At 40.9% G+C, this 16,422-nt stretch carries 17 protein-coding genes; 5 read left to right on the top strand and 12 right to left on the bottom strand.

The genetic code is table 11. From position 1 onward, the window contains the following. Positions 1-177: 177 nt before the first annotated feature. Positions 178-1,377 carry a tyrosine--tRNA ligase gene (tyrS, locus tag JIG41_RS06135; RefSeq protein ID WP_065978412.1) on the bottom strand — a complete coding sequence of 400 codons (1,200 nt, stop codon included), beginning with the start codon at positions 1,375-1,377 and terminating at the stop codon, positions 178-180. Positions 1,378-1,772: 395 nt separating this feature from the next. Between tyrS and JIG41_RS06130 the strand changes: the two genes are divergently transcribed. After that, a complete protein-coding gene (locus JIG41_RS06130) occupies positions 1,773-3,089 on the top strand; it encodes a peptidoglycan DD-metalloendopeptidase family protein (protein ID WP_199524431.1) in 1,317 nt (438 codons plus the stop codon). 61 nt (positions 3,090-3,150) lie between these two features. On the opposite strand, the gene JIG41_RS06125 is transcribed toward JIG41_RS06130, so the two are convergent. The 4 genes from JIG41_RS06125 to JIG41_RS06110 form a co-directional block, all read right to left on the bottom strand. Then, the gene (locus tag JIG41_RS06125; protein ID WP_162898025.1) at positions 3,151-3,327 is read right to left on the bottom strand and encodes a hypothetical protein; all 177 of its coding nucleotides are present in this window, start codon (positions 3,325-3,327) and stop codon (positions 3,151-3,153) included. Positions 3,328-3,432: 105 nt separating this feature from the next. Continuing rightward, complete coding sequence (locus JIG41_RS06120) at positions 3,433-4,563, bottom strand: sodium ion-translocating decarboxylase subunit beta (RefSeq protein WP_036970471.1); 1,131 nt, start codon at positions 4,561-4,563, stop codon at positions 3,433-3,435. A gap of 10 nt (positions 4,564-4,573) precedes the next feature. Then, entirely contained in the window at positions 4,574-6,352 is a 1,779-nt protein-coding gene (gene oadA / locus JIG41_RS06115; RefSeq protein WP_036970475.1) for a sodium-extruding oxaloacetate decarboxylase subunit alpha, read from the bottom strand. 15 nt (positions 6,353-6,367) lie between these two features. After that, on the bottom strand, positions 6,368-6,616 hold the full coding sequence (locus tag JIG41_RS06110; RefSeq protein WP_036970477.1) for an OadG family transporter subunit: 249 nt from the start codon (positions 6,614-6,616) through the stop codon (positions 6,368-6,370). A gap of 533 nt (positions 6,617-7,149) precedes the next feature. On the opposite strand from JIG41_RS06110, the gene JIG41_RS06105 reads away from it, so the two are divergent. Together JIG41_RS06105 and JIG41_RS06100 are read left to right on the top strand one after the other, a co-directional pair. Next, positions 7,150-7,323, top strand: coding sequence for a DUF1328 domain-containing protein (locus JIG41_RS06105; RefSeq protein ID WP_036970480.1), 174 nt, complete (start codon positions 7,150-7,152; stop codon positions 7,321-7,323). Between the two features lie 52 nt (positions 7,324-7,375). After that, a complete protein-coding gene (locus JIG41_RS06100) occupies positions 7,376-7,567 on the top strand; it encodes a hypothetical protein (protein ID WP_036970483.1) in 192 nt (63 codons plus the stop codon). 57 nt (positions 7,568-7,624) lie between these two features. Here JIG41_RS06100 and JIG41_RS06095 read toward each other — a convergent pair whose 3' ends face one another. Continuing rightward, on the bottom strand, positions 7,625-8,551 hold the full coding sequence (locus tag JIG41_RS06095; RefSeq protein ID WP_199524430.1) for a hypothetical protein: 927 nt from the start codon (positions 8,549-8,551) through the stop codon (positions 7,625-7,627). Between the two features lie 300 nt (positions 8,552-8,851). On the opposite strand from JIG41_RS06095, the gene JIG41_RS06090 reads away from it, so the two are divergent. Next, positions 8,852-9,319, top strand: coding sequence for a YcxB family protein (locus tag JIG41_RS06090; RefSeq protein WP_074989457.1), 468 nt, complete (start codon positions 8,852-8,854; stop codon positions 9,317-9,319). 27 nt (positions 9,320-9,346) lie between these two features. On the opposite strand, the gene csrA is transcribed toward JIG41_RS06090, so the two are convergent. The 6 genes from csrA to ribA form a co-directional block, all read right to left on the bottom strand. Beyond that, complete coding sequence (gene csrA, locus JIG41_RS06085) at positions 9,347-9,538, bottom strand: carbon storage regulator CsrA (protein ID WP_036970495.1); 192 nt, start codon at positions 9,536-9,538, stop codon at positions 9,347-9,349. Positions 9,539-9,631: 93 nt separating this feature from the next. Next, on the bottom strand, positions 9,632-10,849 hold the full coding sequence (locus JIG41_RS06080; RefSeq protein WP_036970498.1) for an aspartate kinase: 1,218 nt from the start codon (positions 10,847-10,849) through the stop codon (positions 9,632-9,634). 6 nt (positions 10,850-10,855) lie between these two features. Then, positions 10,856-13,456 carry an alanine--tRNA ligase gene (gene alaS / locus JIG41_RS06075; RefSeq protein WP_065978417.1) on the bottom strand — a complete coding sequence of 867 codons (2,601 nt, stop codon included), beginning with the start codon at positions 13,454-13,456 and terminating at the stop codon, positions 10,856-10,858. A gap of 17 nt (positions 13,457-13,473) precedes the next feature. After that, on the bottom strand, positions 13,474-13,926 hold the full coding sequence (locus JIG41_RS06070) for a regulatory protein RecX (RefSeq protein ID WP_036970503.1): 453 nt from the start codon (positions 13,924-13,926) through the stop codon (positions 13,474-13,476). After that, positions 13,926-14,720 (bottom strand): BPSS1780 family membrane protein, encoded by a 795-nt coding sequence (locus tag JIG41_RS06065; RefSeq protein ID WP_065978419.1) that lies wholly within the window; start codon positions 14,718-14,720, stop codon positions 13,926-13,928. The genes JIG41_RS06070 and JIG41_RS06065 overlap by 1 nt, the downstream gene beginning before the upstream one ends. Before the next feature lie 78 nt (positions 14,721-14,798). Next, positions 14,799-15,425: a GTP cyclohydrolase II gene (ribA, locus tag JIG41_RS06060; protein ID WP_036970507.1), complete on the bottom strand. Its 627-nt coding sequence runs from the start codon at positions 15,423-15,425 to the stop codon at positions 14,799-14,801. Positions 15,426-15,765: 340 nt separating this feature from the next. Here ribA and JIG41_RS06055 point away from each other — a divergent pair, with 340 nt between their 5' ends. Further along, on the top strand, positions 15,766-16,314 hold the full coding sequence (locus JIG41_RS06055; RefSeq protein ID WP_199524429.1) for a hypothetical protein: 549 nt from the start codon (positions 15,766-15,768) through the stop codon (positions 16,312-16,314). Positions 16,315-16,422: the final 108 nt, after the last annotated feature.

Raw genomic sequence — 16,422 nt, 5'->3', positions numbered from 1 at the left:
TATTCAGTTAAAGCTGCTTAAAGCAGGTGGGGACAAAATTAGCTAAAGACCATATAGCAAAAGGGCTTCAGTAAGATTTTTATAAATCATCGCTGTAACCCTTTATTTTATTGGTTTTTCCTTAACTGATCTGCATTAAGCCGAAGCTGGTTTTTTGTTTTGCTTAGTATGGAAGTATTAAGCAACCGTGATCTTTGCAAACTTACGTTTACCTACTTGGTAAATCTCAGTGGTACCTTTTGCAACTTCAAGCTTAGTATCTGTTACTTTTTCTTCACCATTAATTTTAACTGCGCCTTGCTTGATCATTCGCATTGCTTCAGACGTACTCGCTACTAAGTTTGCTTCTTTTAGCAAATTAGTGATAAAGACCGACTCTTCAGCGATGGTTACAGTCACTTCAGGGATTTCATCTGGTAAAGCATTTTTTTGGAATCGTTTGATGAAATCTTGGTGTGCACCTTCGGCTGCATCTGCGCTGTGGAAACGCGCAATTAATTCTTTAGCCAGTTCAATCTTAATATCACGCGGATTAACACCCTCTGCAACGCGTTGCTTAAGCGCAGCAATTTCTTCAATAGATAACGCACTTAGTAAGTCATAGTAACGCCACATTAGCTCATCACTAATTGACATCACTTTACCAAACATATCGTTTGGTTCATCAGTAATACCAATGTAGTTGCCTAATGATTTAGACATTTTTTGTACGCCGTCAGTCCCTTCAAGCAGCGGCATCATTAGCACTGTTTGTGGCTTTTGACCTTCGTCTTTTTGTAACTCACGACCCATTAGTAAATTAAAACGTTGATCAGTACCACCTAGTTCAACGTCTGCTTCTAATGCAACTGAGTCCCAACCTTGAACAAGTGGATATAAAAATTCGTGGATTGCAATAGATTGGCCACCGGCATAACGCTTTTTAAAGTCATCACGTTCTAGCATACGTGCTACTGTTTGACGCGCAGCCAGTTTGATCATGCCCGCAGCACCTAATGTCTCCATCCACGTAGAGTTAAATGCAACCGTTGTTTTAGCAGGATCAAGAATCTTAAATACTTGCTCTTTATATGTTTCGGCATTTGCAAGCACGTCATCACGGGTTAACGGTTTACGTGTCACGTTTTTACCCGTTGGATCACCAATCATACCTGTGAAATCACCAATCAAGAAAATCACTTCATGACCTAGGTCTTGGAAGGTTTTCATTTTATTGATAAGTACTGTGTGACCCAAATGTAGATCAGGCGCAGTTGGATCGAAACCCGCTTTGATCTTTAACTTCTTACCAGACTTTAATTTTTCAACTAATTCGTCTTCAATTAATATCTCTTCTGCACCGCGTTTTATCTCAGCTAGAGCGGTTTGTAAATCCACTGTGTATTACTCCAAAAATTCAGCTTACCGGGCGTGGTGGCCTATTAGGGTTAAAATAGAACTAAAACATTAAAATTTAGCTAGTTAGCGCCAGAAATACTGCACAAAAATAAAGCTAACTTAACCGTGTTAAGTAAAAGCCCCGAAGGCAGCGCGCGTGATTGTTCTTTATACCGCGTTATTGCATTTTAATGAAGGTACTTTAGTTAACTAATGCATAATTAGTTTAACTCTTGGCATCTGCTGCAAATTTAATCAAAAAAGTTTAACGCGCCTACTAATTCTAGCGTAAAATAGCGCCAGTTTAAATCTACAAAACTCTGGTATTTGCTCTATTTTAGGTATATCCTGCAATATTAGTAATTAATTTTCTTGACAGCAGAAAAAGGCACGTTATGGTTCACGTTGTGCACAAACTCCCCAAAAAACACAAACTGCTTATTCTCGGTTTGGTTTCTGCTATTGCTGGCTTAGCATTATTACCTTCGGAAAAAGCCACCGCATCAAAGGATAACAGTGCGAATGCACTTGAGATTGGCAAGCGCTACGAATTACAAGTTAAAGTTGACGATAACGAAAAACTGACTGAATTAAATTCTGAGCAAGCAGCAGCTAAACTTCCAGAATACGACCTTATCGACCATGAAGTTCGCAATGGCGATAATTTAGCACTTATTTTTAAACGTGCAGGTTTTTCAGCACAAACATTACACAAGCTAATCAATACAAACGCTGAAACGCGTAAACTGACAAAAATTCATCCAGGTGAAGTATTAAGCTTTGCAACCGCAGAAGATGGCTCATTAGCACAGCTTCGCTATGTTATCTCAAAAACAGATACCTTATACGTTACCTTAAACGAAGAAGGTAACTACGACACCTCTATCGATAGTAAAGAGATAGAAACGCTGAGTAAATCAGCCGGTGGAGAGATTAATAGCAGCTTTTGGACATCAGGTATTGCCGCAGGCCTTAGCGAACGTCAAATTATGAACTTTGCTGATATTTTTGGTTGGGATGTCGATTTTGCCAATGATATTCGTAATGGCGACCAATTCGGTTTAATTTACGAAGCACATTATGTTGATGGTGAATACATTGGCGACGGTAAAATTATTGCCGCAGAATTTATTAACCAAGGCGAGCGCTACACAGCAATTCGTCATACAGATGGTAACTTTTACACTCCTGAAGGCCGTAGCATGAAAAAAGCCTTCTTGCGTGCACCAGTTAACTTTAAATATATTAGCTCTAGCTTTAACCCACGCCGTTTACACCCTGTAACAAAGACAGTTAAGCCACACAACGGTATCGATTATGCCGCACGCACTGGCACACCGGTTGTTTCAGCTGGTAATGGTAAAGTGCTTAAGGCAGGCTACAGTAAGTACAACGGTAACTATGTTTTTATTAGCCATGGCACTCAATACGTGACTAAGTACTTACACTTAAACAAAAAAATGGTTAAAACGGGTCAGAAAGTGAAGCAAGGCCAAAAAATTGGTACGGTCGGTGCTACTGGTCGTGTAACAGGCCCACACTTACATTATGAGTTTTTGGTAAATGGTGTACACCGTAACCCTAAAACGGTAAAACTACCTAAATCAGAACCCTTGCCTCGTGATGAGTTAGCCAAATTTAAACCTATTGCAGATAACTTCTTAGCGCAATTACAGCGTAACCGTGAAATGCAATTAGCCTTAAGCAAATAAGCTAATTAATAATGACAAAGCCGCTGCACGTTGTAGCGGCTTTTTTGTGCTTGGCCCTAAATTACCTTACGAGTAAATAAATAAGCTGAATAACCATTGAGATCATCACCAGAGGCCAAATGTACTTAGCGTATTTAGTTGCGCCATCAAGGCCCAGTTTTGAATGGTACTTTTCAAGTAACGGCACCAGAATAACCAAGGCAATAAACAAGCAAAGTAAGATAACAAATATATTCATGGTGGCTTCCTAATGTAGACGGTAATGTAACCAGTCTATAGGCAAAAAAAAGCGCAGTAAAATTACTGCGCCAGTCGGTTGGAAGTAAAATGTGTAATCGATTTATTAACCTACAATCGCTAACAAAATACCAGCTGCAACAGCACTGCCTAGTACCCCTGCAACATTTGGCCCCATTGCATGCATTAACAAGAAATTATGCGGGTTACTTTCAAGGCCTACTTTATTAACAACACGCGCAGCCATTGGAACGGCTGACACTCCAGCAGCCCCTACTAGCGGGTTAATAGGTGATTTAGAAATCTTATTGAGGCCTTTTGCCATAAAGACACCAGACGCTGTACCAATGGCAAAAGCCAATGCACCAAGTACTAAAATACCTATCGTTTCGACAGTTAAGAACTTATCGGCAGCCAGTTTTGAGCCAACAGCAAGACCTAAGAAAATAGTGGTAATGTTAATGATCTCGTTTTGCGCACTATTACTTAAACGGTCAACAACACCAGACTCTCGCATTAAATTACCTAAACAAAACATGCCAACAAGAGGGGTTGCCGCTGGTAAGAACAAAATAGTTAGGCTCAATACCATAAGCGGGAAAATAATCTTCTCAGTTTTCGACACAGCACGTAATTGTGGCATTTGAATTTGGCGCTCTTCAGGCGTTGTTAAAGCTCGCATGATGGGCGGTTGAATTATAGGAACCAATGCCATGTACGAATAAGCAGCTACTGCAATGGCACCTAATAAATCAGGAGCCAATTTCGACGCTAAAAATATTGCCGTTGGACCATCTGCACCACCGATAATAGCGATAGCGGATGCATCTTGCAGGGTAAACTCAAAACCTGGAATAAAGTTAAGTAAAATGGCACCAAATAAGGTTGCAAAAATACCAAACTGAGCAGCAGCCCCCAATAACAACATGCGAGGGTTTGCAATTAAAGCACTAAAATCTGTTAATGCACCCACCCCCATAAAGATCAACAGTGGAAAAACACCTGAGTCGATACCAATGTGATAAACATAATATAAAAGCCCACCTGGGTCAGATAACCCAGCAACTGGAATGTTTGTCAAAATAGCGCCGAAGCCAATGGGTAAAAGCAGCAACGGCTCAAAATTACGTGCAATTGCCAAATACAGCAATAAACACCCTACGGCAATCATAATCAAAGCAGGAAAGGTAAAGTTTGCTATACCCGTTGCATGCCAAAGGTTTAAAAGACCATCCATCTTCTATCCCCTACGCTAACGAAATCATAGCATCGCCAGTGGTAACTGAGTCACCTTCGGCTACTAAGATTTCAGCGACAGTGCCTGTATGTGCAGCACGGACTTCGGTTTCCATTTTCATTGCTTCCATAATGATAACCACATCGCCTTGATTTACCGTTTGGCCCGGCTTTACCTTAATTTTAAAGATATTACCCGCCAATGGCGCATTGAGCGTTTCACCCGCTGACGCTGATGCCGATTGTGGAATTAATTCGCTGTCTTTAAGAGTAACTTCTTTAAGCTCACCACCTTGCGCTACTACGACATCGTAAACTTTCCCATCAACTTTTACGCTATACTGCTCAGCTTTAACGGCATTTTTGCCTGACGTAGGTTGTTTACTTTCAGTCTGGGCAGTTTCAGCTGTTGGAACTGCTTCAAATGCATCAGGGTTATGGCGGTTTTTAATAAACTTCAAGCCAATTTGCGGGAATAATGCATAAGTAAGCACATCATCAATCACTTCATCAGCAAGCTCTAAGCCTTGCTCTTTGGCTTCTTTTAAAAGCTCGGCTTCTAATTTCTCAAGTTCAGGCTCAAGTTTATCAGCAGGGCGACAAGTAATCGGTTCAGCACCATCAAGGACGCGTTCTTGCAGCTCTTTATTCATTGGCGCTGGTGTCGCACCATATTCACCTTTAAGTACACCGGCAGTTTCTTTAGTGATTGTTTTATAACGCTCACCAGTTAATACATTAAGTACCGCTTGTGTTCCTACTATTTGTGAGGTGGGTGTAACAAGCGGAATGAACCCTAAGTCTTCACGAACACGCGGGATCTCAAGTAATACTTGGTCTAATTTATCTGCTGCACCTTGCTCTTTAAGCTGGTTTTCCATGTTAGTTAACATGCCGCCAGGCACTTGTGCTAGTAAAATTCGACCATCAACCCCTTTTAAGCTGCCTTCAAATGCCGCATACTTTTTGCGAACATCACGGAAGTACGCAGCAATTTCTTCAAGTTGATTTAAATCGAGTTCAGTATCGCGCTCTGTGCCTTCAACAATTGACACAATTGTTTCAGTGGCACTGTGGCCATACGTCATACTCATTGACGATATTGCGGTATCAAGCATATCAATACCTGCATCAATTGCTTTTTGATATGTTGCAGTGCTAAGCCCTGTAGTCGCATGACATTGCATAGCAATCGGAATTGAAACTGTCTCTTTCAACCCTTTAATGAGTTGCTCACACTCATACGGTTTTAATAAACCCGCCATATCTTTAATACAAATAGAGTGACAACCAAGCTCTTCTAATTGTTTAGCAAGTTTTAACCACATATCAAGCGTATGAACAGGGCTTACCGTATACGAAATAGTCCCTTGCGCGTGCGCTCCCACTTTAACAGCCGCTTTAATCGCCGTTTCTAAGTTACGTACATCATTCATCGCATCGAAAATACGGAATACATCAACGCCATTTTTATGGGCGCGTTCAACAAATTTTTCAACAACGTCATCAGCATAGTGGCGATAACCTAAAAGGTTTTGACCGCGTAATAACATTTGCTGTTTAGTGTTTGGCATTGCCGCCTTTAGCTCACGGATACGCTGCCAAGGGTCTTCACCTAAATAACGGATACAGGAGTCAAAAGTAGCTCCCCCCCATGATTCAATAGACCAATAACCTGCATGATCAAGCTTTTCGGCAATAGGCAGCATATCATCTAGGCGCATACGCGTTGCTAAGAGAGACTGATGCGCATCACGCAATACTAATTCGGTTAGTTTTAATTTAGCCATGTTCAAGCTGCTCCGTTATTGTTGTTTATTTCTAAATTGAGCGATAGCAGCGCTGATAGCTGCAATATGTGTCGGTGGTACCCCTTGCTGAGGCTGTAATTTTGCGGTTCGGACTGGAACTGAGCTCGCAGAGTTTTCAAATCGCCCCAACAATTTCGACATCAGCAGTACGGCTGAAATCAAAATACTGAGAAAGATAAATACACCCACCATACCCGTTAGCATTAAGCTGGCTGCGGTTGTAAGTAAGCCACCAATATCCATACTGCTCCCCTCGCTACTCAGAATAAAAAAACACTTAAATCGAATATTTAAACATTCATAATAACAAACAAAACTTATTTTTAAAGCTTTATTGTCAATTGGTAAAACCAATTAATTACAGGGTAACACATCAAACAATTAATTAACACCAAGCCATTACGGCAATTAACTACCCAATATAGACGATAAAAATACTCAATATAGTCAAAAGTTATATGTAAAAATAGTTAACTGTGTAACGTAGCAGCGTAAAAATCAGCTAAAGCAAGGGGTTTGGTAACTTGTATGCCATACAGGTTAAATTGGTCTTACCAAGAAAACATAATCACAGGCGTCCACTTTCAGCATAGAAGTTGAAAAATTATCACTATGAATAAGTTACATGATCACTCGTAATAATTACCAAACGACACGCCACAAAAAAAACCGAGAACAAAACTAACAAATTGAAAAATAAGGACTTTAAAACTTTGGTATGGAACTCGCTTCAGTCTAATCAACCGAAACGAAATTAAATAACCAAGGAGAACATTATGTTACGCTGGACAGTTACTTTTTTAGTTATAGCGCTAATCGCTGCAGTGTTAGGTTTTGGCGGTATTGCAGGGGCCGCAGCAGGCATAGCTAAAATCATATTTTTTATATTCTTAGTTTTACTTGTTATTTCACTTATATCAGGTGCTCTTAGAGGCAATGTACCTAAGTAATAACAAACCAACAGCAATTTACTTTACTAATTTATTTACAAGGAATTTCATTATGAAAAATTCAACTTTAAAAGCAGCTACTATCGCCCTATTTTCAGCTTTATTTATTATGGGGTGTGAAGACAACACAGCAGAAGAAGCTGGTGAGCGCATTGATGAAGCAGTAACCGACGCTCAAAATGCAGTAGAAGATGCATGCGAAGAAGTTAAAGAAGGTGTAAAAGCAGAAGAAACTAACTGCTAAAAATAGACATCTTACGAAAAAGCGGCTTATAAAGCCGCTCTTTTTTTACTTAATTTTTTACTTACATTGAACAGTTAATACCTTCCCTGACGCCATACTGTTAATTTGCCAATTACCATCGACTAAACTCACCTTCGCTATATCACTTACTTCAAAGTCGCCGGGTACATTCAAACGGGTTAAATTATCAGCCAGTTGCTGCTGACAGTATGGGGGTGTATCACCATGCATTACCAACACCGGCTTATCAGTGCGCTTTGCAAAGTCATTGATTGCATCTCGATATACTTTAAAGGCGTCGCAGTCGCTTCGGCGTAAATCAGCGCATGGCTGCTTTTTAGTTGAACGATAGATATCGGCTTGAAAGCCAAACACATATGCTTTCGCACTCTGATTAACTAACGCCTGATTTAACCAATTTACATTAAGCTTGTCTCGTGTATCGGCCGCATCAAGTGCAACATGTTTATCAGTTTTTAGTATTTGAGAGCGGCCATTAAACGTACCTGGTATATGCAAAGTGCGAAACTCTATTCCGTCAAACTGCCAGCGAGCGTTTTCAAGCATATCGGCCTGCTGTGTAAAGCCCTCTAGCTGCTTCGCTTTTTTAACGTATGCTTCGTCATACATTAATCCTTTAACGTAGTTTAATCGCTCAAGTTCATCAAAACGGGGATTTAGCGTAGCACGGTCACAGTCGGTCCATTCATTGTCGCCAGGCGTGTAAATAAATGGCTGAGAAGAAAGAGAAGTAAGTAGTTGTTTATTGCTTGTTAAGAGTTCATTGGTACATGCAAGAGAGCCAGATTTCATATCACCTAAATGCATCAAAAAGCCATGAGGTGTAGTCGCAACAGCTTTTGCTAACTTGCCATTGGGCTTAGCAAGGTTAATTTCATCAATCGGTGTATAAGGCATGTCGGCCATAACTAAAAACGAGTTAGTGGCCACTGTAAGAGCTAAAGATAATGAGCTAACGAGCATAATATTTTCGCCTAAAAACACATTTACTTAAACGCATTCACTTAAACTCTAGGCAGCTTAATTAAATAAGCTGTTTAGAGACAGGTAAAACGGGCAATAGCAAGGAGAAAAGCTTCATCATTACGTTGTTCTAGATAGAAACTTTTAACGCAGCTAGCGTCAGGTTTAATCCCTCTGAATGATTAAGTAATATTGCAGGTTGGTATAAGCTCTCATAATGACAACAAAATGAAAACCAACTACGGTAGTTTTTTTCTAAAAATGATAAACTTCATGTATCAAATAATGTGAGTACTATGAATGTCGCTAAGTATAACTTACACACTAGATAAACCTTATTACTATGAGTGCTTTGATGAGTCATTGCCCTACTCTTCACAGGCAAAACCAAAATATCCATTATTATTATTGCTAATAAGCCTAGGGTTACTTGCCTTTTATATGCTTGAAAACCATTACCTTGGCAGCTTTATGTTTATGCTGGCTATCGTTGAGTGTTTATCGTTTTACTACAAACGCCCTTGGTGGGTCACTAGACAAATGCTGAGTCGCGCATCAGGCAGTGAAGTAACCGTTAGTTTTGATGATGAGGGTGTAAAAGCCGAAAACCCTTACAAAAGCTACCAATTAAGTTGGCAGCAAATCAATGAGATTATTGAAACAGAGCGGGGTTATATTTTAAAAGCAGACAAAGGCATGCAGTATTTATCAAAGCAAGCGCTAAACGAAGCAATGACCACCGTGCTAAATAAAAGAGCCACTCAATGAGTGGCTCTTAAAAAATCTTGTTGCTGATTAAACATTACCCGGATTAGGGTTAGATTTCTCTGCTTGGATTCGCATGTAAATTTCTTCACGATGTACAGAGACATCTTTAGGTGCATTTACACCAATGCGAACCTGATTTCCTTTAACACCAAGAACAGTAACTGTTACTTCGTCACCGATCATTAGGGTTTCACCTACTCTTCGAGTTAGTATTAGCATTCTCTTGCTCCCATGTTCCAAAAAATTAAAAGATTCCGCGTCAAAATCATTTTAATGAAAACTAGACCTAAAAGTAAGTAAAAACTCTATATCTTACTCATTTTCAGTTAAAAAAACTTTGTGTAGTGCACGTACAGCCAGTTCTAAATACTTTTCATCAATTAAAACTGATATCTTTATTTCTGATGTCGATATAAGTATCACTTTGATGCTTTCTTGTGCAAGTGCATTAAAAAATAAACTTGCGACACCTGAGTGAGATTTCATCCCTACGCCAACAGCAGATACCTTGGCAACATTGCTTACTCCATTTATAGATTCAGCTTTGATAGCACTTTGGTTACTGGTTAAAATTTCAAGCGCCTGCTCAAAATCATTTGTGTGCACAGTAAAAGCATAGTCTATTTTTTCAAAGTTATGATTAACTTGATTAATCATATCTATTTCGATACCGAATTCTGCAAAAAGTTGCAAAATTTTTGCAAGGTTTTCCATTCCTTGTGGCACTGCGTTGACATAAATAAGACTTTCATCTCGATTAAACGCAATACCCGACACAATATTTGCTTGCACATCCGGCTCCTCAAAACTGATCAAGGTCCCTTGATCGGGATTAAAACTCGATAACACCCTGAGCGGTATATTATACTTTCCTGCTGCTTCGACACTGCGAATATGTAAGACCTTTGCGCCTAAACTCGCCATTTCGAGCATTTCTTCAAAGGTAACATGGCTCATACGACGCGCATTTGGTTCAATGCGTGGATCGGTCGTATAAACGCCGTCAACATCAGTATAAATTTGGCATTCATCGGCATTAATTGCCCCCGCAATTTCAACTGCTGAGGTATCAGTGCCGCCGCGACCTAACGTGGTGATATTGCCCTCGATATCACGGCCTTGAAAACCAGCAATAATTGCAATCCGGTTATGCTCAAGCTCATGCTTTAGCCGTGTCGCTGCAATTTCTTCAATACGGGCTTTACCGAACATATTGTCAGTACGAATATTTACCTGATCGGCAAGTAAGCTAACAGCGGAGTGTCCACGCTTAATTATTGCCATTGCCAACAACGATACCGACACTTGCTCACCAGTGGTAAGCAACACATCGAGTTCACGGGCACTAGGCCGAGAATCTATTTGTTTAGCGAGGTCAATCAGACGGTTAGTTTCTCCCGACATAGCCGAGAGCACCACCACAACTTGATGGCCTTGTTGTTTTGTTTTAACAACAAGGTCGGCGACGGCCTCAATACGCTCAATGGAGCCCACTGAAGTGCCGCCGAACTTTTGGACGATAAGTGCCACTAGTGATTAAGAACGTTCAGATAACCAACTAGTTACGCTTTCTAAAGCTGCGCTTAGGTTCTCTGGCTGAGTACCACCCGCTTGCGCCATATCAGGACGACCACCGCCTTTACCGCCCACTTGTGCAGCCATGTGATTAACAAGTTCACCCGCTTTCACTTTGCCTGTCAGGTCTTTAGTTACACCGGCAATTAAGCTAACTTTGTCGCCGTTTGCTACACCAAGTGCAATCACGCCTGAACCAATCTTCGTTTTCAGGTCATCAACCATGCCACGTAATGCTTTCGACTCTGTACCAGCTACATCAGCAACTAGAAGTTTAATACCATTCACTTCAACAACTGAGTCAAGTAGCGATGCACCCGCCGCACTTGCTAGCTTATCGTTAAGCTGAGCAATTTGCTTCTCAAGCCCTTTTGACTTTTCAAGGAGTGCTGTTACTTTTTCAAGTACCGTGCTGCTATCACCTTTTACTAGAGCTGCAACATCGTTTAACTGTTGCTCTTGCTCACTGACATACGCAACAGCTTCAGCACCTGTTACCGCTTCGATACGACGAATACCAGCTGCAATGCCGCTTTCTGATACGATTTTGAATAAACCAATATCACCAGCACGCTTAACGTGAGTACCACCACACAGCTCGATTGAGTAATCACCAATCGTGACTACGCGCACTTCGTCGTCGTATTTCTCTCCGAATAACGCCATCGCCCCTTTTGCCTTGGCCTCATCAATTGCCATAAGCTCAGTCTCAAGCGCAAAGTTACGACGGATTTCGTCGTTCACTGCACGCTCAATTTGACGTAACTCATCTTTTGTTACGGCTTCAAAGTGAGAGAAATCAAAACGTAAACGCTCAGGGTCAACCAGTGAACCTTTTTGACTTACGTGATCACCTAAAATTTGGCGAAGCGTTTCATGTAAAATATGCGTGGCAGTATGGTTTTTCTTGATGCTATCGCGACGTGCAGCATCAATTGTTGCTTCTGCTTTGTCGTTTGTACCAATGCGGCCTTGTACACGACCATGGTGCGCAAATGCATTACCCAGCTTGGTAGTGTTAGTAACAACAAACTCACCACCCGCCACTTTTAACACACCCGTGTCACCAACCTGACCACCTGACTCGGCGTAGAATGGTGTACGGTCAAGAATTGCAATACCTTCTTGGCCATCTTCAAGTACAGAAACAGATTGGCCCTCGGCAAATAATTCAACCACGGTGCCAGTGTAGTGCTCTGAATCGTACCCTTTAAAGTCTGTGTGTTTTTCAGATTTAAGTTGCTGGTTATAATCAGCACCAAATTTACCCGCTTGCTGTGCTTGCTTACGCTGAACAGCCATGCACTCTTGAAAACCTTGCTCATCAATAGTCATGAAACGCTCACGCGCAACGTCAGCCGTTAAATCAGCAGGGAAACCGTAAGTATCGTAAAGCTTGAAGACTAAATCACCCGGGATTACATCACCTTCGATGTCAGTAAGGCTTTCTTCAAGAATTGCTAGACCACGCTCAAGTGTTTTACCAAACTGCTCTTCTTCGATGCGTAATACTTTTTCGATAATTTCTTGTTGCTTAGCAAGCTCAGGATACGCTTGACCCATTTGCTCGATTAGTGCAGCTACAAGCTTATAGAAGAACGCGCCTTTTGCGCCAAGTTTGTTACCGTGACGTACTGCACGACGAATAATACGACGTAATACGTAACCGCGGCCTTCGTTTGATGGCATAACGCCGTCAGACACTAAGAATGCACACGAACGAATGTGGTCAGCCACTACGCGTAATGATTTATCATTTAAATCTTGCGCGTTGGTTACTTTAGCCGCCGCAGCAATGAGTGCTTGGAACAAATCGATTTCGTAGTTTGAGTGAACGCCTTGTAAAATAGCCGCGATACGCTCAAGACCCATACCAGTATCAACAGATTGCTTAGGAAGCGGCTCCATTGTACCGTCGGCATGGCGGTTGTATTGCATGAATACTAGGTTCCAAATTTCGATGAAACGGTCGCCATCTTCTTCAGGTGAGCCTGGAGGTCCCCCCCAAATTTCTTCACCGTGATCATAAAAGATTTCTGAACATGGACCACACGGACCCGTGTCACCCATTGACCAGAAATTATCGCTGGTTGCAATACGAATAATGCGGTCTTCACTTAGACCCACTTCTTTGTGCCAAATGTTAAACGCTTCTTCGTCATCGTGGTAAATAGTAACCAATAACTTTTCTTGCGGTAACTTTACAGTCTCTGTTAAAAACTGCCACGCAAACTTAATCGCGTCTTGTTTGAAGTAATCGCCAAAGCTGAAGTTACCTAACATTTCGAAGAATGTATGGTGACGTGCAGTGTAACCCACGTTTTCAAGGTCGTTATGTTTACCACCTGCGCGCACACAACGCTGTGAGCTGGTTGCACGTGAATAAGGGCGGCTTTCCGCACCTAAAAATACATCTTTAAATTGCACCATGCCGGCGTTATTGAATAATAATGTGGCATCGTTGCCCGGGATCAGCGAGCTTGAAGGAACAATTTGGTGTTGTTTAGAGGCAAAAAAGTCTAAGAACTGTTGCCTGATCTGTGCGGTAGTCATATGCTGCATGTGAAAGTCTCACCCGTTTATTGCTGTGCTTGCATTGCAAAATCAATTTGTTCGTAATTAAAGCCTCGATACATCAAGTAGCGTACACGTTTCGCTTTTTCTTTCTGATCGAGTTCTTTACGTGAATTTGAAAACTTTTTTAAATATGCGTCCTGTGCGAGCTCAAACCAATCGATTTCGAACTCTTCGAGCGTCTTGTCTAACAAAGCCCGATCTATCCCTTTTGCCATTGCTTCGCTTTGGATGCGTTTAGCCCCATGATACTTCGCTAAATGGCGGCGTACAAACCCTTCGCAGTAGCGCTGCTCGTTAATAAAGTTGTGTGACTCACACCAATCTAACAAACGCTCTGTAAACTCGGGCGTCGCTTCTTTTTGTTGTAGCTTTCGGGTTAAATCACGACGCGAGTAATCTTGTCGTGAAAGTAACCAAAGTACGTAATTTTTTAACTTTTTTTCTTTATCATCCATTACGCGTCAAAGCGTCCTGATTGTGACGATGTTTCTGGTGTCTTTGGTTGGTCATCACTTTTTGGCACAACTGGCATAAAAATAGCCTGAAAAGACACGAAGAAGCTAATGTAACAAATTGGCATTAAAACCAATAGTGGAATAAACGATAAAGGTATACAGATCAGCATTAATACAGCACAAATCAAACCGTAAACACCTAACGGAGCCATATTATGATAAAACACCATGAACGAGGTTTTTAATACCTGGAACATGTTGGTTTGCTTTTGAAAATAAACCAAGGGGACTGCATAAGCAAACGCCGTTAAATACACACAGATTGCCAGTAAAAAAACGGCCACTTGCCCCATAGAAATGGTTGCCAGTAAATCCGCTATGTGTGTTTGGTTTTGTGGGTCGAACGTTTGACTTGAAATAACCGCATAGGCATCTGCAAAGATAAAATTAGATAACACCGCTAATAAAATGCCCGCCGCCATTTGATACACAGCAACTCGCACTAAACCAATACGATTCCCTTTATTGGTAAACGGTTTAAAGATATCTGCCTGACTAATCGTGCCACCTTGTTGTTTAGTTAGCACCGCTTGATAAAAGCCCGCCATTAAAAATGGGGCAACAAATGCACCGACAACTTGCAGCAGGGGTAACACTAACGATAAGAAACCAATCACACCTATTAATAGGTGCATTAAAATAAACGTAAACGGTTGCAGCTTAAAGATTTCCCAACCTGCTTTAAACCATTTTACGCCTGCATCGGCTTTAAAAATACGCACTTCGATCGACATAGCTTCTCATTCAATAACGACAAAACGCACCGAGTATAACTGGGTGCGCTATTTGTTTATAGTCACCTGCTGTGAAAATTATTCAGGCTTTTTAATTTTTTTGATATCAAGCATGTGTGAACCATGTTTGATTTTTGTTTCTAAGTAAGCGCGATTACCAACAACACCTGCTTTAATGTGTGCATGCGTGCCGACAACTGAATCAACTTCAATGCCAGCATCACGCAGAGCTTTGAGCTTATTTGGGTTGTTAGTCATTAACTTAACATGCTTTTGATTAAGTGCCTCGAGCATTAAAACAGCGTCAGAAAAATCACGCAAATCATCGGCAAAACCTAGGTGGTTATTCGCTTCGTAAGTATTCATACCTTGCGATTGCAATACATAAGCATCAATCTTATTGTATAAACCTATGCCACGCCCTTCTTGGCGTAAATATAATAAAATTCCACCTTGCTCATGCATCATTTCAATGCACTCATTTAACTGCTCACCACAGTCACAACGCGAAGAATGAAATACATCACCCGTTAAGCACTCTGAATGCATACGAATTAAGGGGATGTCTTGCTCGGTGTCGGCTTGATTAAATACTAAAGCAATATGCTCTTGGCCATCATTTAAACCACTAAACGAGACGATTTCTGCAGGGATATCACTGTTTTTGCCAACATTTAGCTGGACTCTTGCTCTTACTTGCGCCACGACAAATCCAAATTAAAAAAATAAATGCAATACTGCAAATGTGATTACAACAGTTTGAGGTTGTAAGAATGCAACATACGACGAGTGATAACTAATATTGAGGCAGTTACCAGCAATTCAAGTATTATACACTCAAACCAGACGAAGATACGAGCTTTGCACATCTTTCAAGCTTAATTTTACAGCCGTATTCATCAACACTTTCTCCGCATTTTTAACTAGAAGTTACCCAATTAAGTGACATTTATAATACCTTTTGCTAATCTCGACTAATAAATATGAGTAACCCTCGTTTGTGATTTATTTAAAAGCTAACTTGCTAAATATAATAAGGATTATTATGAAAAAAGTCTCTTTAGCCATATGTTTAGGCATACTATTAAGCCAGCCTTGTTTAGCTAATCAAGATATAAACAGTGAGTTTAATGAAACTTACCGCGCCTATTTAGCTGCGCTTGAAAACCAACAAGACACTACCGAACTTGCGCAAAAAGCCTATCAACTCGGTCAAAAAGTGTATGGCGAAAACTCCGACAATACAGCGAATTTAGCCATTAACTACGCAAATAGTCTTGCCACTTACCAGCACGAAAAACAATACGAGTTATACAAAACGGCATACACTATTTTAGAAAAAAGACATGGTGAACACAGTACCGAAGTCTATGATGCACTGCTCGGCATGGCTGAATCGACTCAATCAGCAAGAAAAGCAAGTGCTTACTTAAGCGACTTAATTAGCATTGCTGAGCAACAAAAGAATGACAAACTGGTTGCCGACAGTAAGCTCAGTGCAGCACGTATTTTGGCCCTTAAAAACAGTGGTGAACGTTACTTAACAGCTAAACGTTACCTAGCACGGCAAGATCATTATAAATTGAACTTATAGAATATGTAGTGATCAGATCAAGGCATAATAATCACCTTGGTCACGTAAAATATGAGCGCTACTTTTCTGAAACACTTTAATTCAATTACCGATCCTCGCATTGAACGC

Origin of the sequence: Pseudoalteromonas sp. bablab_jr011, from assembly GCF_016464045.1 — a bacterium.
Taxonomy (GTDB): Bacteria; Pseudomonadota; Gammaproteobacteria; order Enterobacterales; family Alteromonadaceae; genus Pseudoalteromonas; species Pseudoalteromonas lipolytica.
This window is presented reverse-complemented; position numbering and strand designations above follow the sequence as displayed.

Coding starts and splice junctions, on each gene's coding strand:
- csrA (WP_036970495.1), bottom strand. CDS start 9,538: ATGCTAATACTAACTCGAAGAGTAGGTGAAACCCTAATGATCGGTGAC.
- JIG41_RS06120 (WP_036970471.1), bottom strand. CDS start 4,563: ATGGATGGTCTTTTAAACCTTTGGCATGCAACGGGTATAGCAAACTTT.
- JIG41_RS06065 (WP_065978419.1), bottom strand. CDS start 14,720: ATGTCGATCGAAGTGCGTATTTTTAAAGCCGATGCAGGCGTAAAATGG.
- JIG41_RS06100 (WP_036970483.1), top strand. CDS start 7,376: ATGAAAAATTCAACTTTAAAAGCAGCTACTATCGCCCTATTTTCAGCT.
- JIG41_RS06105 (WP_036970480.1), top strand. CDS start 7,150: ATGTTACGCTGGACAGTTACTTTTTTAGTTATAGCGCTAATCGCTGCA.
- alaS (WP_065978417.1), bottom strand. CDS start 13,456: ATGCAGCATATGACTACCGCACAGATCAGGCAACAGTTCTTAGACTTT.
- JIG41_RS06090 (WP_074989457.1), top strand. CDS start 8,852: ATGTCGCTAAGTATAACTTACACACTAGATAAACCTTATTACTATGAG.
- JIG41_RS06095 (WP_199524430.1), bottom strand. CDS start 8,551: ATGCTCGTTAGCTCATTATCTTTAGCTCTTACAGTGGCCACTAACTCG.
- oadA (WP_036970475.1), bottom strand. CDS start 6,352: ATGGCTAAATTAAAACTAACCGAATTAGTATTGCGTGATGCGCATCAG.
- JIG41_RS06055 (WP_199524429.1), top strand. CDS start 15,766: ATGAAAAAAGTCTCTTTAGCCATATGTTTAGGCATACTATTAAGCCAG.
- JIG41_RS06125 (WP_162898025.1), bottom strand. CDS start 3,327: ATGAATATATTTGTTATCTTACTTTGCTTGTTTATTGCCTTGGTTATT.
- JIG41_RS06110 (WP_036970477.1), bottom strand. CDS start 6,616: ATGGATATTGGTGGCTTACTTACAACCGCAGCCAGCTTAATGCTAACG.
- JIG41_RS06070 (WP_036970503.1), bottom strand. CDS start 13,926: ATGGATGATAAAGAAAAAAAGTTAAAAAATTACGTACTTTGGTTACTT.
- JIG41_RS06130 (WP_199524431.1), top strand. CDS start 1,773: ATGGTTCACGTTGTGCACAAACTCCCCAAAAAACACAAACTGCTTATT.